This window comes from Arthrobacter sp. NPDC080086 (genome assembly GCF_040702285.1).
Genome location: NZ_JBFBKP010000002.1, coordinates 1 through 24,535, shown reverse-complemented (window position 1 = coordinate 24,535; position 24,535 = coordinate 1). Strand labels below are relative to the sequence as shown.

25 protein-coding genes and 1 pseudogene are annotated in these 24,535 nt (G+C 65.5%); 8 read left to right on the top strand and 18 right to left on the bottom strand.

The window, feature by feature from the left end; all coding sequences use genetic code 11:
- Positions 1-273 precede the first annotated feature (273 nt).
- Complete coding sequence (hemE, locus tag AB0305_RS01300) at positions 274-1,392, bottom strand: uroporphyrinogen decarboxylase (RefSeq protein ID WP_366170714.1); 1,119 nt, start codon at positions 1,390-1,392, stop codon at positions 274-276.
- An 82-nt stretch (positions 1,393-1,474) separates the two neighbouring features.
- Positions 1,475-1,801 carry a cupin domain-containing protein gene (locus AB0305_RS01295; RefSeq protein WP_366170712.1) on the bottom strand — a complete coding sequence of 109 codons (327 nt, stop codon included), beginning with the start codon at positions 1,799-1,801 and terminating at the stop codon, positions 1,475-1,477.
- Positions 1,802-2,110: 309 nt separating this feature from the next.
- On the opposite strand from AB0305_RS01295, the gene AB0305_RS01290 reads away from it, so the two are divergent.
- The gene (locus AB0305_RS01290; RefSeq protein ID WP_366170710.1) at positions 2,111-2,458 is read left to right on the top strand and encodes a GFA family protein; all 348 of its coding nucleotides are present in this window, start codon (positions 2,111-2,113) and stop codon (positions 2,456-2,458) included.
- Between the two features lie 13 nt (positions 2,459-2,471).
- On the opposite strand, the gene AB0305_RS01285 is transcribed toward AB0305_RS01290, so the two are convergent.
- The 4 genes from AB0305_RS01285 to AB0305_RS01270 all read right to left on the bottom strand — a co-directional run bounded on the left by AB0305_RS01285 (position 2,472) and on the right by AB0305_RS01270 (position 7,717).
- Positions 2,472-3,506 (bottom strand): aromatic ring-hydroxylating dioxygenase subunit alpha, encoded by a 1,035-nt coding sequence (locus tag AB0305_RS01285; protein ID WP_366170708.1) that lies wholly within the window; start codon positions 3,504-3,506, stop codon positions 2,472-2,474.
- Complete coding sequence (locus AB0305_RS01280) at positions 3,503-4,630, bottom strand: hypothetical protein (protein ID WP_366170706.1); 1,128 nt, start codon at positions 4,628-4,630, stop codon at positions 3,503-3,505. Before AB0305_RS01280 ends, AB0305_RS01285 begins: the two co-directional genes overlap by 4 nt.
- Complete coding sequence (locus AB0305_RS01275; RefSeq protein WP_366170704.1) at positions 4,627-5,784, bottom strand: hypothetical protein; 1,158 nt, start codon at positions 5,782-5,784, stop codon at positions 4,627-4,629. Before AB0305_RS01275 ends, AB0305_RS01280 begins: the two co-directional genes overlap by 4 nt.
- Positions 5,785-5,914: 130 nt before the next feature.
- Positions 5,915-7,717: a methyl-accepting chemotaxis protein gene (locus AB0305_RS01270; protein WP_366170702.1), complete on the bottom strand. Its 1,803-nt coding sequence runs from the start codon at positions 7,715-7,717 to the stop codon at positions 5,915-5,917.
- A gap of 217 nt (positions 7,718-7,934) precedes the next feature.
- Between AB0305_RS01270 and AB0305_RS01265 the strand changes: the two genes are divergently transcribed.
- The 3 genes from AB0305_RS01265 (at position 7,935) to AB0305_RS01255 (ending at position 9,984) form a co-directional block, all read left to right on the top strand.
- Complete coding sequence (locus tag AB0305_RS01265; protein WP_366170700.1) at positions 7,935-8,372, top strand: hypothetical protein; 438 nt, start codon at positions 7,935-7,937, stop codon at positions 8,370-8,372.
- A 93-nt stretch (positions 8,373-8,465) separates the two neighbouring features.
- The gene (locus AB0305_RS01260) at positions 8,466-9,413 is read left to right on the top strand and encodes a sterol desaturase family protein (protein WP_366170698.1); all 948 of its coding nucleotides are present in this window, start codon (positions 8,466-8,468) and stop codon (positions 9,411-9,413) included.
- A gap of 100 nt (positions 9,414-9,513) precedes the next feature.
- On the top strand, positions 9,514-9,984 hold the full coding sequence (locus tag AB0305_RS01255) for a hypothetical protein (RefSeq protein WP_366170696.1): 471 nt from the start codon (positions 9,514-9,516) through the stop codon (positions 9,982-9,984).
- Between the two features lie 34 nt (positions 9,985-10,018).
- Here the strand turns inward: AB0305_RS01255 and AB0305_RS01250 are convergent, their stop codons facing one another.
- Entirely contained in the window at positions 10,019-10,900 is an 882-nt protein-coding gene (locus AB0305_RS01250) for a LysR family transcriptional regulator (protein ID WP_366170694.1), read from the bottom strand.
- 109 nt (positions 10,901-11,009) lie between these two features.
- Between AB0305_RS01250 and gstA the strand changes: the two genes are divergently transcribed.
- Positions 11,010-11,639 (top strand): glutathione transferase GstA, encoded by a 630-nt coding sequence (gene gstA / locus AB0305_RS01245; protein ID WP_366170692.1) that lies wholly within the window; start codon positions 11,010-11,012, stop codon positions 11,637-11,639.
- Here the strand turns inward: gstA and AB0305_RS01240 are convergent.
- Genes AB0305_RS01240 through AB0305_RS01230 form a run of 3 tightly spaced genes read right to left on the bottom strand, consistent with a single transcriptional unit; the run spans position 11,628 to position 13,151 of the window.
- Positions 11,628-12,320: an MIP/aquaporin family protein gene (locus AB0305_RS01240; RefSeq protein WP_366170690.1), complete on the bottom strand. Its 693-nt coding sequence runs from the start codon at positions 12,318-12,320 to the stop codon at positions 11,628-11,630. The genes gstA and AB0305_RS01240 overlap by 12 nt on opposite strands.
- 5 nt (positions 12,321-12,325) lie before the next feature.
- The gene (locus AB0305_RS01235; RefSeq protein WP_366170688.1) at positions 12,326-12,820 is read right to left on the bottom strand and encodes an arsenate reductase ArsC; all 495 of its coding nucleotides are present in this window, start codon (positions 12,818-12,820) and stop codon (positions 12,326-12,328) included.
- A 10-nt stretch (positions 12,821-12,830) separates the two neighbouring features.
- A complete protein-coding gene (locus AB0305_RS01230; protein WP_366170686.1) occupies positions 12,831-13,151 on the bottom strand; it encodes a metalloregulator ArsR/SmtB family transcription factor in 321 nt (106 codons plus the stop codon).
- A gap of 173 nt (positions 13,152-13,324) precedes the next feature.
- On the opposite strand from AB0305_RS01230, the gene pstS reads away from it, so the two are divergent.
- Together pstS and AB0305_RS01220 are read left to right on the top strand one after the other, a co-directional pair.
- On the top strand, positions 13,325-14,386 hold the full coding sequence (pstS, locus tag AB0305_RS01225; RefSeq protein ID WP_366170684.1) for a phosphate ABC transporter substrate-binding protein PstS: 1,062 nt from the start codon (positions 13,325-13,327) through the stop codon (positions 14,384-14,386).
- Positions 14,387-14,559: 173 nt separating this feature from the next.
- Positions 14,560-14,763, top strand: a complete 204-nt coding sequence (locus AB0305_RS01220) for a DUF3562 domain-containing protein (RefSeq protein ID WP_366170682.1) — start codon at positions 14,560-14,562, stop codon at positions 14,761-14,763.
- 28 nt (positions 14,764-14,791) lie between these two features.
- On the opposite strand, the gene AB0305_RS01215 is transcribed toward AB0305_RS01220, so the two are convergent.
- The 4 genes from AB0305_RS01215 to AB0305_RS01200 form a co-directional block, all read right to left on the bottom strand.
- On the bottom strand, positions 14,792-15,739 hold the full coding sequence (locus tag AB0305_RS01215; protein WP_366170680.1) for an alpha/beta hydrolase: 948 nt from the start codon (positions 15,737-15,739) through the stop codon (positions 14,792-14,794).
- 47 nt (positions 15,740-15,786) lie between these two features.
- Positions 15,787-16,134 (bottom strand): hydroxyisourate hydrolase, encoded by a 348-nt coding sequence (gene uraH / locus AB0305_RS01210; RefSeq protein ID WP_366171065.1) that lies wholly within the window; start codon positions 16,132-16,134, stop codon positions 15,787-15,789.
- Between the two features lie 138 nt (positions 16,135-16,272).
- Positions 16,273-16,734, bottom strand: coding sequence for a CoA-binding protein (locus AB0305_RS01205; protein ID WP_366170678.1), 462 nt, complete (start codon positions 16,732-16,734; stop codon positions 16,273-16,275).
- Positions 16,735-16,748: 14 nt separating this feature from the next.
- A complete protein-coding gene (locus AB0305_RS01200; protein WP_366170676.1) occupies positions 16,749-17,687 on the bottom strand; it encodes an RsiV family protein in 939 nt (312 codons plus the stop codon).
- A gap of 765 nt (positions 17,688-18,452) precedes the next feature.
- Here AB0305_RS01200 and AB0305_RS01195 point away from each other — a divergent pair.
- A complete protein-coding gene (locus tag AB0305_RS01195) occupies positions 18,453-20,885 on the top strand; it encodes a DUF6600 domain-containing protein (protein ID WP_366170674.1) in 2,433 nt (810 codons plus the stop codon).
- Between the two features lie 99 nt (positions 20,886-20,984).
- Here the strand turns inward: AB0305_RS01195 and AB0305_RS01190 are convergent, their stop codons facing one another.
- From AB0305_RS01190 to AB0305_RS01175, 4 genes and pseudogenes are all read right to left on the bottom strand, one after another.
- A complete protein-coding gene (locus AB0305_RS01190; protein ID WP_021197165.1) occupies positions 20,985-21,401 on the bottom strand; it encodes a F0F1 ATP synthase subunit epsilon in 417 nt (138 codons plus the stop codon).
- Positions 21,402-21,490: 89 nt separating this feature from the next.
- Positions 21,491-22,900 carry a F0F1 ATP synthase subunit beta gene (atpD, locus tag AB0305_RS01185; protein WP_004628637.1) on the bottom strand — a complete coding sequence of 470 codons (1,410 nt, stop codon included), beginning with the start codon at positions 22,898-22,900 and terminating at the stop codon, positions 21,491-21,493.
- A 36-nt stretch (positions 22,901-22,936) separates the two neighbouring features.
- On the bottom strand, positions 22,937-23,812 hold the full coding sequence (atpG, locus tag AB0305_RS01180) for a F0F1 ATP synthase subunit gamma (RefSeq protein WP_366170671.1): 876 nt from the start codon (positions 23,810-23,812) through the stop codon (positions 22,937-22,939).
- 64 nt (positions 23,813-23,876) lie between these two features.
- A pseudogene (locus AB0305_RS01175) lies at positions 23,877-24,535 on the bottom strand (F0F1 ATP synthase subunit alpha); the annotation flags it as partial.

The following is a 24,535-nucleotide window of genomic DNA, read 5'->3' as shown; positions in this document are numbered from 1 at the left end:
GTTTATCTCAAAAAAATCAAACACTTATGCGATGTGTGCGCGAAGCATCTGCTGCTGCGCCGCGAAAAAAACCAGCCGGGACAGCTTTGTGCATAAGTCAAGTCTTGACAGCTTAAGTCTGCACAAAAACGTGCGAAATAAATCGCTTGACAGGGGTTCTGGGCCAGCTTGGGCCACCCGCACGCGAGTGGCCACTCACCCTAACTGCACCAAAGCGGCGACGATTCCACTCGTGCCGTCGGCTGCACGCACCGTAGCAGGTCGATTCAAACGCTATCGCACTGCAGCATTGATCTGTGACTTGGTGTTGGCGCGCAACGCGCGGCTGTAGTTGTGCACCTCGTCCACCAGCACCGTCACCGCTTCGGGCGGCGTGAACTGCGAAATGCCGTGGCCGAGGTTGAAGATGTGGCCGTCGCTGCCGCCGCCGGCAGCGTAGTCATCCAGCACACGGCGCACCTGGGTACGGATCGCTTCGGGCTCGGCGAACAGCACGGTCGGGTCCAGGTTGCCCTGCAGGGCAACGCGGCCACCCGTGCGCTGGCGCGCCAACTGCAGGTTGACGGTCCAGTCCACGCCCAGCGCATCGGCGCCGGTTTCGGCCATAGCTTCGAGCCACAGGCCGCCGCCCTTGGTAAACAGGACGACCGGAACGCGCTGGCCGTCGGCCCCGGCGCGGATGCCTTGCACCACACGCTGCATGTAGGCCAGCGAGAACTGGTGATAGATGCCATCGGCCAGCGCGCCGCCCCAGGTGTCAAACACCATCACGGCCTGCGCGCCGGCATCGATTTGCGCGTTCAGGTAATCGATCACGGCCTGGGCGTTGATCTCCAGGATGCGGTGCATCAGGTCCGGGCGCGCGTACAGCATCGACTTGACGGTGCGGAAGTCGTCCGAGCCGGCGCCTTCGACCATGTAGCAGGCCAGCGTCCACGGGCTGCCCGAGAAGCCGATCAGCGGCACGCGCTGGCGGCCGTCCTGCACCAGCGCGCGGCGGATTTCGGCCACGGCATCAAACACGTATTGCAATTGCGACATGTCCGGCACCGACAGCGCCGCCACGTCAGCCTCGGTACGGACCGGCTTGGCAAAGCGCGGGCCCTCGCCCTGCGCGAACGACAGGCCCAGGCCCATGGCGTCGGGCACGGTCAGGATGTCGGAGAACAGGATGGCGGCATCCAGCGGATAGCGGTCCAGCGGCTGCAGCGTCACTTCCGTTGCATACGCCGGCGACTTGGCCAGGCCGAGGAAGCTGCCGGCGCGCGCGCGCGTGGCGTTGTACTCGGGCAGGTAACGGCCCGCCTGGCGCATCAGCCACAGCGGTGTGTAGTCGGTCGGCTGGCGGCGCAGAGCGCGCAGGAAGGTGTCGTTGGCGAGCGGTGCGGACATGGCGGAGGACTCTGGATGAGGGCGCCATTGTAAGGGAAGGCGTTTTCACCCCGCCCTGATCCAGACCAAGCGCCTACGCGTGTCACGGCACCTTGTGCGTATCGCCCGCGCGCTGCGGTGGCAGCTTGATCGCCATGGCCTTGAAGTCCGTGCTGGTGGTCAGGGTGCCGTGCACCACGCCATGCGGAATGACCAGCAGATCGCCCGCCCTGACCTCGCGCGGGCCGTTGTCCAGCCAGACAGTGGCCGTGCCGGACATGACGTACTGGATCTCGTCCGAATAGGTATGCGTGTGCTTGGCCACGGTGCCCACCTGGATGCCCACCGTGCCGCTGGTGGTGCTCACCAGCGTCTTGGTGCGCAGCGTGCCCATCTCGGCGATGACGGGGCCGATTTCGTCCGGCGTCATGCTGCCCATGTTGATGAGCTGCGCTGCAAGAGGCGGTGCGGCTGGTGTGGCGGGCACAGCCACCGGCGCCGACGCTTGCGCAAACGCACCGACACATCCCCGGAAGCCGGCGGCAAAGCAAACCGCCCGCAAGACAGCAACAGAACGATGGTGGCGCATGGCATCTCCTCCGGTGTGGCGCAATGGCGGCGATTGTCGCATCGGTGCGCGGGCGCGGAGACTAGGGCGACTCCCAAGAGCGCGTCGTCCGTCGCCCTGTGGCTTGCCTATAGTGGATGGCACCCATCCCCGCCCGAACAGGAGACCGGCATGACACACAAGGGAAGCTGCCACTGCGGACACATCGCCTTCGAGGTCGAGGGCCATCCGGACAGCGCCATGGCGTGCAATTGCTCGATCTGCCAGCGCAAGGGGTCGCTGCTGTGGTTCGTGCCGCGCGACAAGGTGAGGCTACTCACACCCGAGGGCAACGCCAGCACCTACGTTTTCCACAAGCACGTGATCAACCACCGCTTCTGCCCGACTTGCGGCATCCATCCGTATGCCGAAGGTGCCATGCCCGATGGCACGCCGATGATTGCAGTGAACGTGCGCTGCCTGGAAGACATCGATCTGGACAGCGTGCCCGTGACGCACTTCGACGGGCGGTCGAGGTAAGCCAGTTCCGGCGCTACAGCCACATCTGCACGACCCGCTGCCCTGCCCTCACCGGTTCGCCATTCGGCATCCACACCGCATCGAGCATCGGCCGCACCAGGTCCAGTTCGGTGGAGATGCCATCCTGCCGCCCAAAGCGCACGCTGTTCGCGGCCTGGGCTTCGACGATGCGGCGGTCCTGCTCTGCCACGCGATAGAGAAACGGCCACACGAACCAGCGCACCGCCCAGGCCGGCGCCCAGCGGTTCTCTACATGCAGCGTGGCGAACACGCGCGTGCGCATCTCGTCTTCGGGCGTGAAATGCAGCGTGAAAACCAGCGCGCTGCCGTTGGCATAGCGGTACTCGATCTGGGCCGTCGCGGGGGTGGCGATGCCGAAGTGTGCGCATTCCACCGTGCGGGGCGATTCGAACAACCGGTACAGCAACCCGCTTTGCTGCGGCTGGCCGGTGTAGTCCACCTGCAGGCCCTCGGCGGATTGCGTGATGGCAACCGTTACCGGCTGGCGCGCGCCGTGGCTGCGCACGAGGCCCGGATGCACGAGATGTGTGTGCAGCGGGTCGAGAAAATTTTCCAACGCATCTGCCGGGCGTGCCAGCCAGAGCCTGCTCCACAGAAAGCGCCGGCTGCCGGTTGGCAGGCGACTCAGGAACGGGGGAAGCGCAGCAGAGCCGGCTTCGCCGGGTGGCCGCGCACTCAACCAGATCAGCCCGTCGTGCTCAAAGACGTGCCATGCACTGACCTGCACGGTGGGTACAGCGGCGCTCGGGCACAGACCGGGTATGGCGGTGCACCGGCCGTCGGCCCCGAACGTCCAGCCGTGGTACTTACATTGCAGCGTCTCGCCCACAAGCGCGCCATCCGACAACGGCACCTGCCGATGTGGGCAGCGATCGTCCAGCGCGAGCAGCTTGCCGGATGGCAAACGGGCCAGCACCACAGCTCGGCCAAACAGCATCACACGCATCGGCGTGTCACGCAGGCGGTGCGCCTCGGCCACGGGATACCAACCGCGCAGCAGCGTGGGGTTCCAAACAGCGGCAGTCATAGCTGAAAGCGTTGCATGATCGGTACCCCGATCCGGGTGGTGAGGCTACGCAACACGCCGATCGCGCGGCGCGTGGCAGACGGCAAGTGCTGCGTGTAGACGGCACTCATCTCGATGGCCGGCACGCCACCGCGCAGGCGCTTGAAGTGGGCGGCGCCGGCGCTGAGGTTCAACTCGGCGTGACGCGTCATCGTCAGGCGCAGCACGTGTGCCATCAGCAGGCGATACAGGCCGGCAGACTGCGGCCACGTCGTGTCGTAACCGACGATGGGCGCCGTCAGCAGCGGCCCCTGCCCGAACACGCCGACCACCGCGCGCAGCACGCCCTGCGCATCCCGAAAGCCCGCGCAGTCGAGCAGCCTCGCCGCATGCCAGGCCCGCAGGAACGCCGCCGTGTAGCGCGGGTTCAACGCGGAATATTTGTCGAGATACAGCTGCGCATACAGCCGCTCGGCTTGCACGAAATCGGCGTCGGTAAAGGCGTCGTGCGACACGAAGGTCAGCGGCGTCTTGTCGAGCCAGCGCAGGTCGCGCCGCAGATTCTGATGCTGGAGTGTGTCGCGCAGATCGCGGAACACGTAGACCTGCCGCGTGGGGATCAGGTCGAAGCCCGCAGCAGCGGTAGCACGCAGCCAGTCGGCATGCTGCAACGTGTTGAGCGAGCGCAGCCAGATCGCGCGATCCGGCCAGCGTGCTTGGCATGTGCGCACCAGCGCTTCGAGGTCAAACGCTGCCGCCGATGGATACAGGTTCGTGCTCACCAGCCAGTTGTTGACGGCAACGGCGCGATCCAACTGCGCATGCCGCATCCACGCATCGGCCAAGCCAATCGCACCACGCAAGAGCGGCCGGAGCATGCGCGGCATCAAGCGCTCGGATTCTTCCACCGCATAGCGGCCGTACGTGGTGTTGGGCGAGCAGATCCAGGCGCTATCGTCATGACCGGGGCGGTCATCGGTGCCATTGATGGTCACTGGCAACGGCAAGCCGCCCGCTTCCACCACATCGACCTGTGTGACGAGATTGGCAACGAACGGCCGCGATGCCTGCCCGCGATGCACGTGCAAGAACGCACCCGCCTTGTCGGCAAAACACGCATGCGGCACGGCGCCAGGCGCGTTCATACCTCGGGCAGCTCCTGGCCGTCCCATTCGATGTCCTGCGTGGCAGCTTCGCGCATGTTGCAGCCCTGGGCGATGGCCAAGCGCGCATACGCAGCGAGATTGCGCACGCCGCCCCACAGCGGACCGCGGTCGCCCGGCGTGCCGAGGACGTCGGTGGCGGCATGCCAGTCGTGGCGCCATTGGTTCAGCTTGCCGCGGCGTAGTGCCTCAAACAGCCCCACCGACGCCATGACCGCAGCCGCCATGCGCGGCGCGCCGGGCGAGGGCTCGATGCAGCCCTCCAGCGTGCCGGCCAGTGCGGCGGGCAACGCATCGTCCGGGCCAAACAGATGGCTACCGCTGGTCGCGCGCGGGTTGCATTCCAGCGGGCTCACGCGGCCATCGGCCTGCTGGATCCAGTCGAACGAAAGCTGCCCCGTGAACTCGAGCTTGCGCGCAAAGTTGGCGACGAAGTGGCGCACGGCATCGATGCGTGCGGGCGCGAAGTAGAAGCTGGCACTGCTCGACATCCGCCAATCCGGGCGATACAGCGCATGCGCCACCAGCCGGCCGCGATCGGCCACGCTGTACGAGCAGAACTCCTGCCCCGTGACCAGCGTTTGCACCACCCACGCGCCCAGATCAGGCAGCGGCGGCGCATCGTCGGGGATGCCGTTGCGATACAGGCGCACATGCACGCCAAAGCGTGAGAACTCCGGCTTGAGCACCACGGGCCGACCGGCTGCCCAGGCGCGCGCTTCGTCCAGCGACTGCACGCGCGCGGAGACTGGCACATCGGCGCCGCAATCCTGCGCAAGTTCAAGGAACTGCCATTTGCTGTGCACCGCGCGCAGTTTGTCGAAATCTTCGGCCAGCACGCGCGCGTGCGCCGGCAAGTGATGCCGGTAGCGCGACACGTAGAAGACTTCCTCGCACGTCGGCACCACCAGATCGATGCGGTGCTCACGCACGATGCGCGCAAGGTCCGCCACAAATTGCGCTGGCGCATAGCGCGGCGGAGCCAGGCGCAACGTCGCCGTCACCGCCTTGGACGCCCCGCTGATCTGGCACGGAATGCTGTCGGCAATGCAGACCGTCCACCCCTGGTGGGCAAAACGGCGGGCGTGGTCGAGCGCGACAGGCGCGCGTCCACCGAGGATCAGCACATTGGGCATACGGGCGGAGCGTTGAGGTCAGGCAACGTCCGCCGAAAGGAAGAGGCGCGGGGAACGTTGCCGGGGCTCCATTCTAGGCAAAGGAGCACCCGGCCCGGGCGTGATGAAGAGGGGTACTGCGCTAGCGGTTTTAGTTCGCGCGCAGCTTGAACAAGCCCACCGTGCGCGCCAGGCCCTGCGCCTGCTCATTGAGCATCGCCGATGCGGCGGTCGACTGCTCCACCAGCGCGGCGTTCTGCTGCGTGGCCTGGTCCATCTCGGCGACGCTGCGGTCGATCTGGCTGATGCCGGCGCTCTGCTCGTGCATCGCACCGTCGATCTCACCGATGATGCGCGCGACGCGCTCGATGCCCTGCACGATTTCCTGCATCGTCGCGCCGGCAGCCTGCACGCGCTGCGCGCCGGTCTGCACGCTGGCTTCCGAGGCCTGGATCAGGTCCTTGATCTCGCGTGCGGCAGTGGCGCTGCGTTGGGCCAGCGTGCGCACCTCGCCGGCCACCACGGCAAAGCCGCGACCGTTCTCGCCGGCGCGGGCGGCTTCCACCGCAGCGTTCAGCGCGAGGATGTTGGTCTGGAACGCGATGCTGTCGATCACGCCGATGATCTCGGTGATGCGCGCGGAGGACTTGCCGATCTCATCCATCGTGCTCACGGCGCTGGAGACCACCTCGCCGCCGCGCGTGGCGGCCTCGCTGGCTGCACTGGCCAAGCGCGTGGCTTGCACGGCCGCGTCGGCGGAGTTCTTCACGCTGGTGGTCAGCTCGGTGAGCGCGGCGGAGGTTTCCTGCAAGTTGCTCGCCGAAACTTCGGTGCGGTTGGACAGGTCACGGTTGCCCATCTCGATCTCGCCGGTGGCCGACTTCATGCTGTCCACACTGGCGCGCACTTCCAGCAGCACCTCGCCGATCTTGTCGATGAAGGTGTTGAACGAGGCGCTGATCTGCGCCACCTCGTCGTTGCCGACCACGGGCAGGCGATGCGTGAGATCACCGCCGCCGGCGCCGATGGTGTCCATCGCATCGCGCACCTGCGACAGGCGGCGAAACGATTGCGACGTGAAGAACGCGGCAATGCCCACGGCGGCCAGCGTCAGCAGCACCATGGCCACGGCCAGCGCCTTGACGACGTTGCGCAAACCGGCGGTGGCTTCGGCCTTGTCCAGCGCAATCACCAGATACCAGTCGGTGCCCTGCACGGCCTGGGCCTTGAGCAGCTTGGGCGCACCCGCGAGTTCAAGCTCAAGCGGTGCGGTGGCAGTGGCCAGCTTGGCGAGCGCATCGGCGTTGAGCGCGGCCGCCACGTCGGTGGCCGGCTTGAGCATCAGTTTGGCGTCGGGGTGGGCGATCACCTGGCCGTCCTTGGCGACCACGAAGGCCAGACTCGACGGCGTGGGGTGCACGGCGGACACCACCTCGCGCACACCATCGAGCGGCACGGCGCCCGACAGCGCGCCGGCGGCCTCGCCGCCCTTCATGAGCGGCGCGGCAAACGACACGTACGGCACCCCCGTCGACACGTCGCCATACGGCTTGGTGACAAGCAGCTTGCCCGCAGCAATGGCCTGCTTGTACCAGGGGCGGGCGGTCGGGTCGTAGTCCTTGGGTGTGGTGGCGCTGGTGGAGATGAACGACTTGTCCGTCCACCCGACCGTGATGATGGGAAAGCCGTTGGCATTCCCCATGTGTTTGCCGAAGCCTTGCGGGTCGCCGTGTTCGATCACCTCGGCGGTGGCCTTGACGGCCTGGGCCTTGGCAGCCACCCATTTGTCGATGGCGAGGGTGTTGCCGCTGGCGATGGCGGCAAGGTTCTGGTCAATCGATTCCATCGTGTTGCTGCGCACAATGGAATACGTGGCGGCGCCGGACAGGGCCAGGGCGCCAACCACGGTGGCCGATGAGATCAGGAGGATGCGGGTGCGGAGCGAGGAAATCATGATTCTTCTTAGGTGAACGTCCTGCGTGAATCAGTCTGCGTACGGGTATGACCGTAGCGCCCTCCAGATTGGTTGCCGGCTGTCGGGGCCACTCAAGCTGCTACGGCATCGGCTGGGCGAACTTGAGCCGGTGAAACCCGCCCTTCCGAGGGGGTGCTGCTATAACAAGAACCTACCCGCTGATGGCTAGGCCCTTCGCTTTTGCCAAACCACGCTCATGCACGACGCCCTCCACATTGACCCGACCAACGGCGAAGTCGGACTCGCCGATTTGCGCATCACCCCCGAAACACGTGCCGAGGCACTTCCGAGCCGCTTTGCCGTTGGGCCTGTCCGACTGGTAAGCGTCTGCGGCAAGGAGGTGCCTTGCCAGTTCGCCACCATGACCGCGCTGGACGCCGCCGCACCCGTAACCGTTAGCCTGCGGTTCGAATGCGGCGCGCTCGTCGGCGTGTTCTTTCAACTGGAGCAGGCCGCTTCATACGACGACATCGACGTGGTGGAACAACGGCACCGCCGCTGGATTACCCGCAAGCTGGGCCAGGACCCCGGCGGGCTGACGAACTACCCATGGGGCAGCGCGGGCGTGGCGCAAGACAAGAGTGGCGGTGTGCATGTCTTTCTGCACAACCGGAACAACGCCTGGGCGCGGTGAATACGCTGTAACGCACACCGGCATTGCTCCCAATTGCCGCCTTGGCACCGTTTGCAGTACCGTCGCCGGCACCCCTCACCGGAGCCCAGCGCCATGGCCGTGCTGCTGACCATCCTCAAGATCGCCGTTGTCATCGTGCTGGTGTCATCGCTGGCCGAGGCGATCGTGCTCTCATTGAGAAACGGCGGGGCCGGCTACGATTGGAAGGCCGCCGGCATATCGGCGGTCGATTTCCTCGTACGCGAGTACCCACTGCGCTGGCTGCTGCCGCTGGCGTTCTGGACGCAGGGCCTGGAATGGATCTACCAGCACCGCCTGTGGACGCTGCCGATGGACCACTGGACCGGCTGGGCTGCCTGCTTTCTCGGCCAAGAGTTCTGCTACTACTGGTACCACCGCGCCGCGCACCGCGTGCGCTGGTTCTGGTGCACGCACGCCATCCACCACTCGCCGAATGATCTGAACCTGTCCGCCGCCTACCGCTTCGGGTGGACGGGCAAGCTGACTGGCACCCTCGCCTTCTTCGCGCTGGCGCCGCTGCTAGGCATGCCGCCGCGCATCGTGCTGATGCTGCTGTCGCTGAACCTGCTGTACCAGTTCTGGATTCACGCCACCTGGATTCCACGCCTCGGGCCGCTGGAGTGGGTCCTGAACACGCCGTCGGCGCACCGCGTCCACCACGCTGCCAACCTCGAATACCTCGATGGCAACTACGGCGGCGTGCTCATCCTCTTCGACCGGCTGTTCGGCACCTACATCCCCGAACGCAACGACGTGCCCTGCCGCTACGGCCTTGTCCGCCCGATGCGTACGTACAACCTGCTGACGATCGAGTTCGCGCACTGGCGCGCGCTCTGGCAGGACCTGAAGACGGCGCGCTCGGCCGCTGAAGTGTTCGGCTATCTGCTGCGCCCGCCGGGCTGGCGGCCCGACGGCAATGGCGAGACAACGGAAGACCTGCGCCGCCGCGCTGCGCTGGCCACCGGCGCGCCCGAAAGCGCGTCACCCGATGCGGGCGAACGCGCCGTTGCGTCTTCGTGACACCCCCTCTTCGGGGCACGAGGCAGCTCTACGGCTTTCTGCTAGCCTCGACCGTTGCTTTCACGATCCACGCGTTCTCATACCCGCCCACACCATGCTGATGTCTATCCGACGCTCATTGCGCTGTGCCGCCACAGTAGCCGCCCTGCTCTTCACCTGCCACGGCACGGTATTCGCTGCGCCCACGGTGACCGATCTGCCCATCAAGCTGGGCGACTCCGTCGAGGACGTCAAACGCGCGCTTGGCACGGCGCTGGACCCCGAACAGATGGATCAATCCATTCCGAACTTGCCCAAGAAGAAGCAACTGCGCCTCAAGACCAAGGGCATCTGGGTGTTCTTCGAGAAAGACCGCGTCACCACCTACCGTGTCGATGCGCCGTTCAAAGGCAGTGTGGGTGGCGTCCATATCGGCGATGACGTCGTCACGCTCACCAAAATGCTGGGCAACCCCGTCAAGACCGGAACGTTCGGCACCAAGACCACCTACACGTATTACTTCGACGACATTACGACGACCGACTTCGTACTGATTAACGACGTCGTCGAAACGGTCTTCTTCATCAAGTAAGCCAGCGGCCGCCAGCCGGGTCGCTGGGTTGCGATCACGGCAGGCGCAGCGTCTGCGCCAGATGCCCGTACACCACCGCCACCCGCCGCAGGTGGCGGGACTCCGGATGGGTCAGCAGCCACAGTTCCGACTGGTTGGCATCGTGCAAATCGCGCAACAACATCAGGTCGGGGCACGCCCGGCCCATCAGCAAGGGCAGGATGCCGACCCCCATGCCCATCGCCACCATCTCGGCCACGATCTGCAGGCTGTTCAAAAAATACGTGGGCATGGCCTTGGGGAAATGCCGCTTGCGCCAAGCCACGGAGGGGTGATCGGGAATTGCGTCGTCAATGGCCAGCCACGGCGTGCGGCCCGCTTCCACGTCGGCGAGGGTCATGCCACTCCCCTGCCCCGCATACAGCCCCACGCGAATGGAGCCCAGGTGCTTGCCGACCAGATGCTGCGGCGGGCGCCGCGTGGCACGTACGGCGATATCGGCGTCGCGGCGCGTGAGGCTGGCCAGTTCATTGCTGGCGCGCAAGTCATAGGCGAGGTTTGGGTGCACGGCGTGCAGGGCCTGTAGCGCGGGGGCGACCAAGCCCACCAGGATGGTGTCGGTGGTGGTGATGCGCACCGTGCCCGAAACCTGATCGGGCGCCGCATTGACCACCGTCCGTGCCGACTCTAACGCGGCCTCCACTTGCTCCGCGCGTTCGGCCAGCGACAGCGCCAGTTCGTTGGCGAGATACCCCGTGCGCGAGCGTGCGAACAGCCGTTGCCCGAGCCCGCGCTCGATGCGTTGCACCGCGCGGAACACCGTAGACGCATCCACGCCCAGCCGTTCCCCCGCTGCCGCCAGCGTGCCGGTACGCGCCATCGCCAGCACCACCTCTAGGTCGGCCGCGCTCAGGCGGTATTGCGTTTGTGCAAGCATGACTTTCCTTGATGCTTATTCCATTGGCGTGAACGCAATCCTACAGTGTCGCCAATGCCGCTGCTGCCCGCGTGCGCAGTGGCTGTTCCAACCTGGAGATCAAACGACTATGAAGCTCTACTACTCCGCCGGCGCATGCTCGCTGGCCGTGCACATCGCCCTGCGTGAAGTGGGCGCGCAGTTTGACCTGACCGCCGTCAACCTGGCCCAGCACCGCACTGCTGACGGCACGGATTACTACACGATCTCGCCGCGTGGCTATGTGCCGCTGCTGGAGCTGGACGATGGTTCGCGCCACACCGAAGGTGCCGCACTGCTGCAATACGTGGCTGACCTCGACCCCGCACAAGCGCTGATCGGCCGGACCGGCAGCACGCACCGTATGTCGGTGATCGAATGGCTGACCTTTGTCAGCACCGAGCTGCACAAGGGTTTTGGGCCGCTCTGGTACAAGGACACGCCCGAGGCCACCCGCCAGGGCGCCAAGGACAAGCTCGCCAAGCGCTTTGCGGAGCTCGACGCGCGCCTCGCCAAGCAGCCCTATCTGGCCGGCGACTACAGCGTGGCGGATGCCTACGCTTTCACCGTGCTGAACTGGGCGAACGTCCTGTCGCTGCCCATGACGGCGTACCCGAACGTGCTGGCTTATATGGAGCGCGTGGCGGCGCGCCCGGCCGTGCAAGCCGCGTTGCGCGCGGAAGGCTTGGTGAAGGAAGACGCCGCCAGTTCAGTCGCCTGAACGTTCGATGATGTTGGGCTGGGCGCGGCCGCCCTTGCGCGGCTGCAGCGCGACGTGCACGCCCAGCCCGATGGCTGCGCCAACACACTCGGCGACGATGAAGCCCGGCACGCTCGCCGGGGCGATGCCGGCAAAGCTATCGCTGAACATGCGCCCGAACGCCGCCGCCGGGTTGGCAAACGACGTAGAAGCCGTGAACCAGTACGCCGCGCCGATATACGCGGCCACCAGCGAAGCGGCACGCCCGTTCGGCGCACGCACGATCACCAGCACCAGGCCAGCGGTCGCCACGGCTTCGGCAATCCACTGGCCGAGGCCGCTGCGCACCTTGGCGGAAAACTGCAGCAGCGTCATGTCGAACATGGCGTGCGCCAGCCAAGCACCCAGCACCGCGCCTACCAACTGTGCCGTGATGTAGAGCACAAGCACGCCACCCGGCAACTCGCCCCGCACTGCCATCACGGCCGACACCACGGGGTTGAAATGCGCCCCGCTCACGGGCCCGAACACTTCGATCAGCACATAGAGTCCGCACACCGTGGCCGCTGTGTTGGCCAGCAGCGCCAGCCCGGCGTTCCCGCCCGCCAACCGCTCGGCCATGATCCCCGAGCCGATGACGACTGCGAGCAGCAAGGCCGTACCCAGCATTTCGGCAAGCCATCGGTTGCGCCAATCCGCCATGGTGTTCAGCTGCGCGCAATGCGTTCGAGATGGGCCTGCAGCTCGGCATGGCTCAGCGTGTCGAGCGGCAGCATCAGCAGTTGCAGCATCCGATAGCCGATGGCCTGACGCGTCAGCTCAAAGGCCTGGCGCTTACCCGCATCGCCACCCAATGCGTTGGACGGATCGGGGTAGCCCCAATGCACCTTCACGGGACTGCCGGGCCAGTACGGGCAGGCCTCAGCGGCCGCGCTGTCGCAGACGGTGATGACGATGCGCATCGGCGGTGCCCCCTCGGCCGCGAACGCGTCCCAGCTTTTGCTGTGATAGCCCGTGGTGTCGACGCCGGCATTGGCGAGCGCCTCCAGCGCGAACGGGTTCAGGCGGCCGCTGGGTGCACTGCCGGCGCTGTACGCGCGCACGTCTTTGCCCAACTGCTGCGCCCAGTGGTTCAGCATGCCCTCGGCCAGCACGCTGCGCGCGGAGTTGTGGGTACAGAGGATCAGAACGTTGGTGGTCATGGGTGCACCGTCAGCACGGGCAGGCGGCGCCGTCTACGCCGCACGGCTCGCCCTGGCAACAGTTTTCGGTCAGGAAAGTCAGCACGCCCTGCATGTGATCGAACGCGGCGCGGTAGATAAGGTTGCGGCCGTCGCGCTCCTGCGTCACGAGCTGCGCGTGCATCAGCCCCTTCAGGTGGAATGAGAGCGTCGCGCCGGGCACGTCAAGCTGCTCGGCCATCGCCCCAGGCGTCAGCCCCGCAGGGCCGGCGACGACGAGCAGGCGGAACACGCGCAGGCGTAGATTGTGTGCGAGTGCTGCAAGGGCACGGATGACGTCGGCTTCTTCCATATTTCCACTATATTGGAAATGTCTGACGACTCCAATCTACCCAACGTTTGCGGAACGAATTACAACGCCCGCCCCTGTAATAGAGATCCCACATAGGCCCGACACCCGGTGTTGTCACGCAGGCATCGCTACAATCGCCAGCTTCGTTCCCACCGCTGTTCGCCCGTCTTTCCATGTTCAAGCACGTTGTTGTTGCCCTGGCGGTTGCCGCTGCGGGCCTGCCCGTTCTCGCCCAGGCGCAAGTGCGCGGGGCGGGGTCGACCGCCGCCGCGCCGGTGTATCGCGTCTGGTCAGCGGGGTATGCCGCGGCGTCGGGTGTCACGCTCAGTTATGACGCGGTAGGCTCAGGCGAGGGGCTCAAACGTATTCGCGCGGGGTCGGTGGATTTCGGCGCGTCTGACGTGCCGCTGTCGAGCGCCGATGCCGCCAAGGCAGGCCTGGTATGCGTGCCGTCTGTGGTGACGGGCGCGGTACCGTTCATCAACGTGCCGGGCGTGGCGCGCGGGCAGCTCAAGCTGACGGGTGAAGTGCTCGCGCACATCTTCCTCGGCAAGGTGGAAAGCTGGGACGCGCCCGAAGTGCGCGCGCTCAACCCCGGCGTGACGCTGCCCAAGCTGAAGATCCGCCCCGTGGTGCGCGCGGACGGTTCGGGCACCACGTACCACTTCACCGATTATCTGAGCGCGGTCAGCCCGGAATGGAAGACGGCCTACGGCACCAAATCGACCATCGCTTGGCCGGCGGATACGCTTGCCGCCAAGGGCAGTGGCGACGTCGTCAAGACCGTGCAGGCCACGCCCGGCGCCATCGGCTATGTCGACTACAACTACGTGCTCGACAACGACCTCAACGCCGTGCAGTTGCGCAACGCTGCAGGCCGCTTCGTCAGCGCGCAGGTGAGCGGCTTCCGCGAAGCCGTGGTGCAGAGCGCGTGGAACCGCAAGGGCGACTTCACCGCACCGCTAGTCAACCTGCCCGGCGCAGATACGTGGCCCATCACCATGGGCACCTTCATCGTGGTGCCGGCCGTGAGCCCTTCAGGCCCGCGCACGCTGGCCGCGTTGAAGTTTTTGACGTGGGGCTATTTCCACGGTGACGAACTCGCCGCGCGTGCGAAGTTTGTGCCGTTGCCCGAGCGCGTGCAGGCCATTGCGTATCGTGAACTGGCGCGCGTGACCGATGCGTCCGGTACCGCCATCGGCCTGCAGAGCATGCCCGCAAACTGGGGCAAATGAGGCTTGCCGGTGCAGTCTCTGCATAGGCAGTCGCACCGGTTTTGACGCGAGGCAAGCGGCCGGCTGAAAGCTTTGCAACAAGGCTGGATTGTTCCGACCCGTTACCTATAGTGGTCACTCGCCGCGCCAGTCAGGCGCGCGCGCCACTGCCAACGCCACGACGGGAAGCAACCATGGGCACCGCCATCGCAGACCAGGACGAGCAGATCGACAAAATCGCACACGACACCGGCGCACCTGCCGATCTTGTCCGTGCTCAATATCAGGAAACGCTACGCATGCTGGCCGCCGATGCCCGCGTGCAGGATTACCTCTCGCTGTTCGTCACGCGGCGCGTGATGGCGGCGTTCCGCCCGCGCCGCACACCGCCGCGCTGATCCTCGGCGTACTTCTTGCCGCGCTCGCTTATTCCTCGCTGATCATCCCCACGAAGGCGTGCGCCGCACGGCGCATCCATTCGCGTGCGCGTTCGGCCTCGAACTGCATGCGCGCAAAGCCGTGCGTCATGCCGGACGCCTCGATGGTGACGACCTGGGCGCCGTGCTCGACGAGGTAATCGGCGTAGCGCAGACCGTCATCCCGCAGCACGTCGTGCGCGGCCACGATGACGACCGTATCGGGCGGCGTGTGCGCCGGCGGCTGCGCCATCAGGTCGACGCGCGGATCGTGCTCAGACGGCAGTTTGGCCAGCGCTTCGGCGCCGATGAACTGCGTCCAATACCAACGCATTTCGTCACGCGTGAGACCCGGACCTTGCGCGAAGGCGTTATAGCTTTCGCTGCCGAATGCCGGCGTGGTGACGGGATACACGAGCAACTGCGCACTGACGAGCCCCGGGCGCACCACCTGCGTGGCCTGTGCTGCAAGGTGACCGCCCGCGCTGTCACCACCTACTGCGAGGAATGCGGGATCGAAACCGAACTGCTCGCGCTGCGCTGCGAGATAGGCCAGCGCATCGCGTGCATCGTCGGCCGGAATGGGGAACGGGTGCTCCGGCGCCAGGCGGTAATCCACGCTGACGACAGCGCAGCCCGTGTCCTGCGCAAGCAATGCAGCCAGCAGACGATGCGTGGTACGCGGTGCGCCGACCACCCACCCTCCCCCGTGAAACCACACCAGCAGGCGCGGCTTGACCACGTGCTTGGGCCGGAAGACGCTCGCATCGAGCGTGCGACCCGGCAACGGCAAGCTCAGGTCGGAGACCTCCACGCCCTCGGGATCAGGATGGTTCGACAGCGCTGCAATCGCCTCGAAACGCGCACGCTGCGCCGGCGGGTCTTCCGGTGGTGGCAAGGCGCCAAAGCGTTCGGCAATACGTTGATAGAACTGCAGGATGTGCGGATCGACGGCCATGATGCGGAGAAGCGTGCAAGGTTCAATGACCGCCGAAGTGTAGCGCGTCAGCTACCGCGATACGTCGAGAACCCGAAGGGGCTCAGCAGCAGCGGAATGTGATAGTGCTGCGCGGCATCCTGTACCTGAAAGACTACCGGCACTTCGGGGAAGAACGTGGGCGTGTGGCGTGCGCTGTAGTAATCGCCGGTGTGGAAGGTCACGCGGTAGTCACCGGCGGCAAAAGGTTGGCCGGTCGACTCCAGCGCTTTGATGCGTCCATCTGCATCCGTCGTGCCGCTGCCGATGATGCGCCAAGCGCCATCTGTGCGCGCTTCCAGCGTGACGCGCACCGCGGCTGCGGGCGTGCCTGTCTGCTGATCCAGCACGTGCACGCTCAAGCGGCCTTCCGCCATGGCCAATGATGACGCGGCCGCCAATGCTCCGGCCAAGATCCGATGTCGAAAAAACATAAGGGCTCCTGTAACAGTGGGGGAGCCAAAAGCCTAGGAGCAACGCCTGCTGCCGACCGTCAACAGTCGTGACGGGCGAGGCTAGTTGCGCTGCCCGATGTCGAGCCGCCAGTGCTCGATCTTGGTACAGCGGTCCTGCACGGCCGGAATGCCAGCGGCACGCGCCAACGCCATCGCTTCATCGTTGACGATGCCAAGCTGCACCCAGATGCCGCCCACGCCCACAGCAATCGCTTCCTGCACGACGGGCAGCACGTGTTCGGCGCGGCGGAAGATATCGACAAGGTCGATGCGCTGGCCGGCAGCCGCGAGTGTGGTCGCCGCCTCAGCGAGCGTGGCGTAGCAGGGCTCACCGAGTACATCTTCCCCGGCGTGTTGCGGGTTGACGGGCACGATGCGATAGCCGGCCTGTTGCAGGTAGCGCGCCACGTCATAGCTGGGCCGCGTGGAGCGCGGCGACAGCCCGACTACGGCAATGGTCTTGCCCGACAGCAGCCGGCGCATGGTGGCTTGTTCGTCGAGGTAGGAAGGATTGGCAGACATGGTCAGCAGTCGATTCAGGTAGTGGGCCGCTTACACACGGCCCCGAGATCATCCACACGCACCGCCGCACGAAATGCGCCCGATGCATATGGGCCCACCTCATACGGCCCGTAGTGCACGACGATGCGGTTGCCTTGCAGCGTAAACGGAAACGTGGCGTTGCGCAGGTCCTTCTCCTTGAGCGCGCCGCGTGCGGCATCGGGTGCGCCTTCGCGCTTGAGCGCATCGACGATCTGCGCGTTGAAGCTTTGGAGGCACGCCGGCGTCGGGTTCAGCAAGTCGGCCAGGGTGATGGGTTGGAAGCCCTGCGCACCGCGCCGCCAGTTGCCGGCGGTGAAGCCGTAGTTGCCGTGTGCGCCGCCGCTATAGGCCCACACCATGCGCAACAGGCTTACGGTGTCGCCCACGCTGATGGCACTGATGCGGACAACGCATTCGGTGTCGTATTGATCGCAGCGGTTGACGCGTAACGATTGCACCAGCGTGTCGATGGCCGCATCGCCCATCACCGGATAACGCTCGGTGAGGGTGGCCTGGCCTGCCGTGCCGGTGACTTCGCGATAGCGCGCCATGCGCTTGAGCGTGAAGGGCTGGCTGCGGCCGCCGTCGCTCCACGTACCGGTGGCGCTGCTGCCGTCCGCCGAGAAAGCACCGGAGAGCGTACCGCCCTCGCGTGCGATCGGTCGGCCGCTGCCGTCCGTGGCCTCGGAGCGTTCGCGCCAAATGAAGCGGCGCTCTGGCGCATTGCGGCCTTCGATGGTCCACAGCGTGCGCCCTTGAGGGCGGTCGTCGTAGGCCTCGCCAGTGAGCGTGTCGGCGATGGGGTCCTTATCCTTGTCTTGGTCGGCGGGCGCGGGTTCATACACGTTCAGCCAGACATTCCAGCCCGGGCTTTCGGCACCATTGCCGACCGCGCCTTGCCAAAACGTGCCGGCGTGGCGTTCGCGCGGCATCCTGGATTTGGCAAGGGCCGCCGTTGGCGCAGACGCAACAGGTGTGGAGGCGGCAGGCGCACTTGATGGCGCCTGAGGTGCTGTCGAAGGCGCTTCCGTGGCCGCATGTGCAGCGCCCGCCCCGCCAACTGCCCCCATCAAGGTAACAAAAACGCCAGCGCCCACCGACGCCAGCGCTGCCCGACCCGCCGCATGCTGCTGCATGCCTCCCTCCTTGAAACCGGCACCCTAGCCTTAGCCACGCCTTGAAGGCCCGCGCTCCATGCGGTTTGCCGGCCATCGAGACAAACTGGTGGGACTGAGCAGGTGCAGCAGACGTTCCCGCAAACGCCTCTTTAAGCGTCTTTGGCATCACGCCACGGCATCGTTTGCAACACTTGCATTCGATTGCAATCCGACACATTTTGTTACGTCCGAGGCCTACCTCGTCGCCCACAATGCCCTTCGCACCTTGCAGTTGTGTCCAATTGTTGTGCGCCAGACGGGCATCCCACCCGACATCCGCGCACGGGCACCACGGCAATGCCAAGTTACCCCTCCTTTCGAATTGACCCCTCGAAGGGATTTCCCGTCCGCGCGGCGCTCCCCGGCCCGCGCGCTTTTTTTTTGCCTGCGCAATTTACGCGCCCGACGTTCTGTCCGGAGCGCTTTCTGACGCCCCTCCGCGAAACACGCTCTTACAAAGCCAAGTCGGCATGACGGCCGCCGCAGCGTTTAATGGAGACATCCACGCGGCGCATGCCGCCATAAAAACGAGGGCTCATCATGTCCGCTCCTTCCCGTCGTGCTGTACGTCTGGCCGGCCTGCGATTGCCGCATGTCCTGCGTGCCGTTGGTGTTGCTGCGGTGTTGCTGGTGTGCGGCTCACAAGCTGCGCTGGCAGCCGATCCTGCCTCGCGTGTGGCGCGGCTGTCCGATTTCTCTGGCGCGGTCAGCTTCGCGCCTGCCGGTTCCGACGACTGGGCCGGCGCCACACTCAACCGCCCCTTCACGACCGGCGACCGCCTGTGGTCCGATCAGGGCAGCCGCAGCGAGCTGCACGTTGGCTCCACCGCCCTGCGCCTGGGGCAAAACACCGGTGCCACGCTGGTCGACCTGGATGATCGCAACACGCAAGTCAAGCTGACGCAAGGCGCGTTGTCGGTACGCGTGCGGGCATTGCCGCCTGACCAGACCATCGAGATCGATACGCCCAACCTCGCGTTCAGACCGCAGGCGCCGGGCGAGTACCGCCTCGACGTGGCACCTGATGGCTCCAGCACCACCGTGACCGTCTGGCACGGTCAGGGCACGGCCTACGGCGACGACCGCTCGACCCCGCTGGGCGCGGGTCAGCAGATCCGCTTTGGCGGCACGGACTTGGCCGAGGCCGGCGGTGTGGACAACCCCGGCCGCGACGGCTTCGACCGCTGGGCGGAATCGCGCGACGCTCGCGAAGACGCCTCCATCTCAGCCCGCTACGTCGGCCGCGAAATGACCGGCTACGAAGCTCTGGACGGCTACGGCTCATGGCGCGAGGAAGACGGCTACGGCGCCGTATGGGTGCCGAGCGCGATACCAGCCGGCTGGGCGCCCTACCGCACGGGCCACTGGGCGTGGGTTGCGCCATGGGGCTGGACCTGGGTCGACGATCAGCCGTGGGGTTTCGCGCCGTTCCACTATGGCCGCTGGGCCTATGTCGGCGCGACGTGGTGCTGGGTCCCGGGGCCGGTGGTACCGCGCCCGGTATATGCACCAGCGCTGGTCGGCTTTGTGGGCGGAGGCGGGGGCGGCGGTGTCAGCTGGGGGATCAACATCTCGATTGGCTCGCCGGGCGTCGCGTGGTTCCCGCTGGCGCCGGGCGAGGCGTATCGCCCCGTGTATGCCGCCAGCCCCACCTACGTCACCAACATCAACAAAACGGTGGTGGTGAACAACATCACGGTCAATAAGACCATCATCCACAACAACGTGACCAACGTGAACCGGGTCACGTACGTCAACGCCAACAACCCAGCTGCGCTGACGGCCGTACCCGCCAAGACGTTCGTAAGCGGTCAGCCGGTCGGCCCCGCGATGACGACGCTGCGCCCTGAGCAGATGCGAGCGCAGCTTGCGCACGCGCAGATCGTATCGACCCCAGCGCTGGCACCGGTGAAGGCAAGCCTGGTGGGCGCAGCCGCAGCCAATGGCGCGCATCCGTTGCCGCCGGCCCAAGTGTTCTCGCGTCAAGCCATTGCCGTACGCGCGCCGCAGGTGCCCGCTGGCGGGCATGACGCGTTGGCCGAGCGTTTCCACTCGCAAGGCGGCACACTGCCCGGCGCCGGCCCCGCATGGACCGGCGGTAGCGCAGGCGCGCGCGTTGCACCGGTGCGCGGCCAGCCCAACGCGGCAATGCCGCCCGTGCCAGCAGCTGCGCAGGCAGCGGGTCTACGTTTAACTCGCGCCACGTCCAATGGGCCTGCACGCACCGGCAACGAACCGGGTCGTCCACAGGAACAGCGCGGTCCGAGTGGTCCGAATAGTCCGCAGGGACTGATGGGTTCGCCGAACCCTCAAGGTGCACAGGCACCGCACGGCGCTCAGCCGGGCACCGCTCCGCAGGCGCTGATGGCGCCCGGCGCGATCAATCGCCCGCGCCCGCTGCCCGGCGCAGCCGCACCGCAGGAGCGCCCGGGGCAACCGCAAGCCGGACAGGCACCGCAAGGCCCGGCCGGGATGACGACCCGCCCACCACAACACGAGGGCGCACCGGGTACACCGCGTGACGAACGCCGCGCCTTCGAGCCACGCCCGCAACCGCCGCAGGCCACCACGCCGGCACCCCAAACTCAACCTCAACCGCAGCGCGGAGGCCAAGAGCCGAATCGCTTTACCGGCAATCCGGCCCCGACGATGCAAGAGCGCCCGCACAACGAGCCGCCGCAGATGCACGCACGCCCCGAGCCCGAGCAGCGTCCGCCTGTGCCACGCACGGAAGCCCCGCGTCCGGCGCCGCAACCACACGTTGTGGAGATGCGCCCATCGCAACCACAACCCCAGCCGCGCGCGCCGGAATTCCACCCGCCGCAGCCACAGCCTCAACAGCGTCCGCCAGAAGCCCGACCGCCTCAACCGCAACCCCAGGCGCAACCGCCGCGGCAGGAACACCATGAGGGCCAGCCGCATCCGCAGAGTGGCAACCGCGGTGACGAAAAACACGAAGGCGAGCACCGTTGACGCCCGCCCGTTACCGTGGACGGGCGAAAAAAAAAGCAGCCCTTTCGGGGCTGCTTTTTCGTCTGGACCGGTCGATGACTCCAACCGGTACACACTGCCTTAGCGCTTGCGACGCAGGCGGGCGATTGCTGCCAACTGCGCAGCGGCGACCGCCAGTTCACCTTGTGCACGGGCCAGATCGATGTCGCTGCTTTGGTTCTGCAGCGCCTCTTCGGCCGCACGCTTGGCTTCGTTCGCCTTGGCTTCGTCCAGGTCGTGACCGCGGATTGCGGTATCGGCCAGCACGGTCACCTTCTTCGGCTGCACTTCGAGAATGCCACCGGCAACGAACACGAACTCTTCGCCGCCGTCTTCCTTCTCGATGCGCACGGCGCCCGGCTTGATGCGCGTGATCAGCGGTGTGTGACCAGGCAGAATGCCCAGCTCACCAGCCTCGCCCGGCAGTGCCACGAACTTGGCATTGCCCGAAAAGATCTCGTGCTCAGCGCTGACGACGTCTACATGAATGGTTGCCATCTCGATTCCTTTGCTCAGAAAAGCGGCTTTCGGAGAATGTCAGAAAGCCAGTACTGGCCCCGGCTTACGCACAGGGCCAGACGTTGCTCTTACTGGAGCTTCTTGGCCTTCTCGAAGGCTTCGTCGATCGAGCCGACCATGTAGAACGCCTGTTCCGGCAGGTGATCGCACTCGCCGTCCACCAGCATCTTGAAGCCGCGGATGGTTTCCTTCAGCGGCACGTACTTGCCCGGCGAACCCGTGAACACTTCTGCCACGTGGAACGGCTGCGACAGGAAACGCTGGATCTTACGGGCGCGGCCCACAGCCAGCTTGTCTTCCGGCGACAGTTCGTCCATGCCCAGAATCGCGATGATGTCGCGCAGTTCCTTGTAGCGCTGCAGCGTCTTCTTCACGCGGTCGGCGACTTCATAGTGCTCCTGGCCGACCACTTGCGGGTCGAGCTGGCGCGAAGTCGAGTCGAGCGGATCAACTGCGGGGTAGATACCCAGTGCAGCGATGTCACGCGACAGCACGACGGTCGAGTCCAGGTGCAGGAAGGTCGTAGCCGGCGACGGGTCGGTCAAGTCATCGGCAGGCACGTACACGGCCTGGATCGACGTGATCGAGCCGGTCTTGGTCGACGTAATACGCTCCTGCAGCTTGCCCATTTCTTCAGCCAGCGTCGGCTGATAGCCCACGGCGGAAGGCATACGGCCCAGGAGTGCCGACACTTCGGTACCGGCCAGCGTGTAGCGGTAGATGTTGTCGACGAAGAACAGGATGTCACGGCCTTCGTCACGGAAACGCTCGGCCATCGTCAGGCCGGTCAGCGCCACGCGCAGACGGTTGCCCGGCGGCTCGTTCATCTGGCCGAACACCATGGCCACCTTGTCGAGCACGTTGGAGTCCTTCATTTCGTGGTAGAAGTCGTTGCCCTCACGGGTACGCTCGCCCACGCCAGCAAACACCGACAAGCCCGAGTGCTGCTTGGCGATGTTGTTGATCAGCTCCATCATGTTCACGGTCTTGCCGACGCCGGCGCCACCGAACAGACCCACCTTACCGCCCTTGGCAAACGGGCAGACCAGGTCGATCACCTTGATGCCGGTTTCCAGCAGGTCCACCGACGGCGACAGTTCGTCGAACTTCGGGGCCTTTTGGTGAATCGCGCGCTTTTCGTCGCAGGCGATCGGGCCGGCTTCGTCAATCGGACGACCCAACACGTCCATGATGCGGCCCAGCGTGCCGTGACCGACCGGCACCGAGATCGGCGCGCCGGTGGTGGCCACGCGCATGCCGCGGCGCAGACCGTCGGACGAACCCAGCGCAATGGTACGCACCACGCCGTCGCCCAGCTGTTGTTGCACTTCGAAGGTCAGGCCCTTCTCGGCGAACGATGCGTCGTTGCTGTCATCCAGCACCAGAGCGTCGTAAACCTTCGGCATCGCGTCACGCGGGAACTGAATGTCCACCACGGCGCCGATGCACTGCACGATATTTCCGTTTGCGATACTCATTTGTATCTCCAATAACTTGATTCTTTGCCGTGGCTATCAGACTGCCGCTGCGCCGCTGACGATTTCGGACAGTTCCTTCGTGATCGCTGCCTGACGGGTCTTGTTGTAGACCAGTTGCAGTTCGCCGATCACGTTCTTCGCGTTGTCCGAAGCCGCCTTCATCGCCACCATCCGGGCCGATTGCTCGGAGGCCATGTTCTCGGCCACCGCCTGGTACACCAGCGCCTCGACATAGCGGATCAGCAGCTCGTCGACCACCGTCTGCGCGTCCGGCTCGTAGATGTAGTCCCACGAGTAGGCTTGCTTTTCGGCGTCGCTCTGCGTCAGCTTGTCAGCGGTCAGCGGCAGCAGTTGCTCGACCACCGGCTCCTGCTTCATCGTGTTGATGAAGCGGGTGTATGCGAGATACACAGCGTCGATCTCGCCCGCGTTGAACGCGTCGAGCTGGACCTTGATCGCGCCGATCAGCTTTTCCAGATGCGGCGTGTCGCCCAGATGCATGACATTGGACACAACCTTTGCGCCGATGCGGCCCAGGAACTGCGTACCCTTGGTACCGATGGCGGTAGCTTGCGTCTCGATGCCCTTGTTCTGCAGATCGCGCAACTGGTTGGTGACGGCACGCAGCACGTTGGTGTTCAAGCCACCACACAGGCCCTTGTCCGTCGTCACCACGATCAGGCCGGCACGCTTGACTTCGCGCTCCACCATGAACGGGTGCTTGTACTCCGGATTGGCCTGCGCCATGTGCGCGGCCACGTTGCGGATCTTCTCGGCGTACGGGCGGGCAGCGCGCATCCGTTCCTGCGCCTTGCGCATCTTGGATGCGGCGACCATTTCCATCGCCTTGGTGATCTTGCGCGTGTTTTGCACGCTCTTGATCTTGGTGCGGATTTCTTTTGTTCCGGCCATTTCACTCTCTCCGTTCAGACCTGACCACGCAGGCTAAGCGTGGTCAGCTCCAGGAATGACGCGGTTAGAACGCGGCGGACTTCTTGAAATCCTCGATCGCGGCACGCAGGGCGGCCTCATCATCCTTCGACAGATCCTTCGTATCTTCGATGCGGTTGATGAGATCGGCGTACTTCGTCTTCAGCGTGTCGTGCAGGCCCTTTTCGAAAGCCAGGATGTCCTTCACGTCCACGTTGTCGAGGAAGCCGTTGTTGGCTGCGTACAGCGACGCGGCCAGCTGCCACACTTGCAGCGGCTGGTATTGCGGCTGCTTGAGCAGTTCGGTCACGCGGCGGCCGCGCTCGAGCTGCTTGCGGGTCGCTTCGTCCAGGTCGGAAGCGAACTGCGCGAACGCAGCCAGTTCACGGTACTGGGCCAGGTCGGTACGAATACCACCGGACAGCTTCTTGATGACCTTGGTCTGCGCAGCACCACCCACACGCGACACCGAGATACCGGCGTTGATAGCGGGGCGAACACCAGCGTTGAACAGGTCGGTTTCCAGGAAGATCTGGCCGTCGGTAATCGAGATCACGTTGGTCGGCACGAACGCGGACACGTCGCCAGCCTGCGTTTCGATCACGGGCAGTGCAGTCAGCGAACCGGTCTTGCCCTTGACTTCACCGTTGGTGATCTTTTCGATGTGGTCAGCGTTCACACGGGCAGCACGCTCCAGGGTCAGCG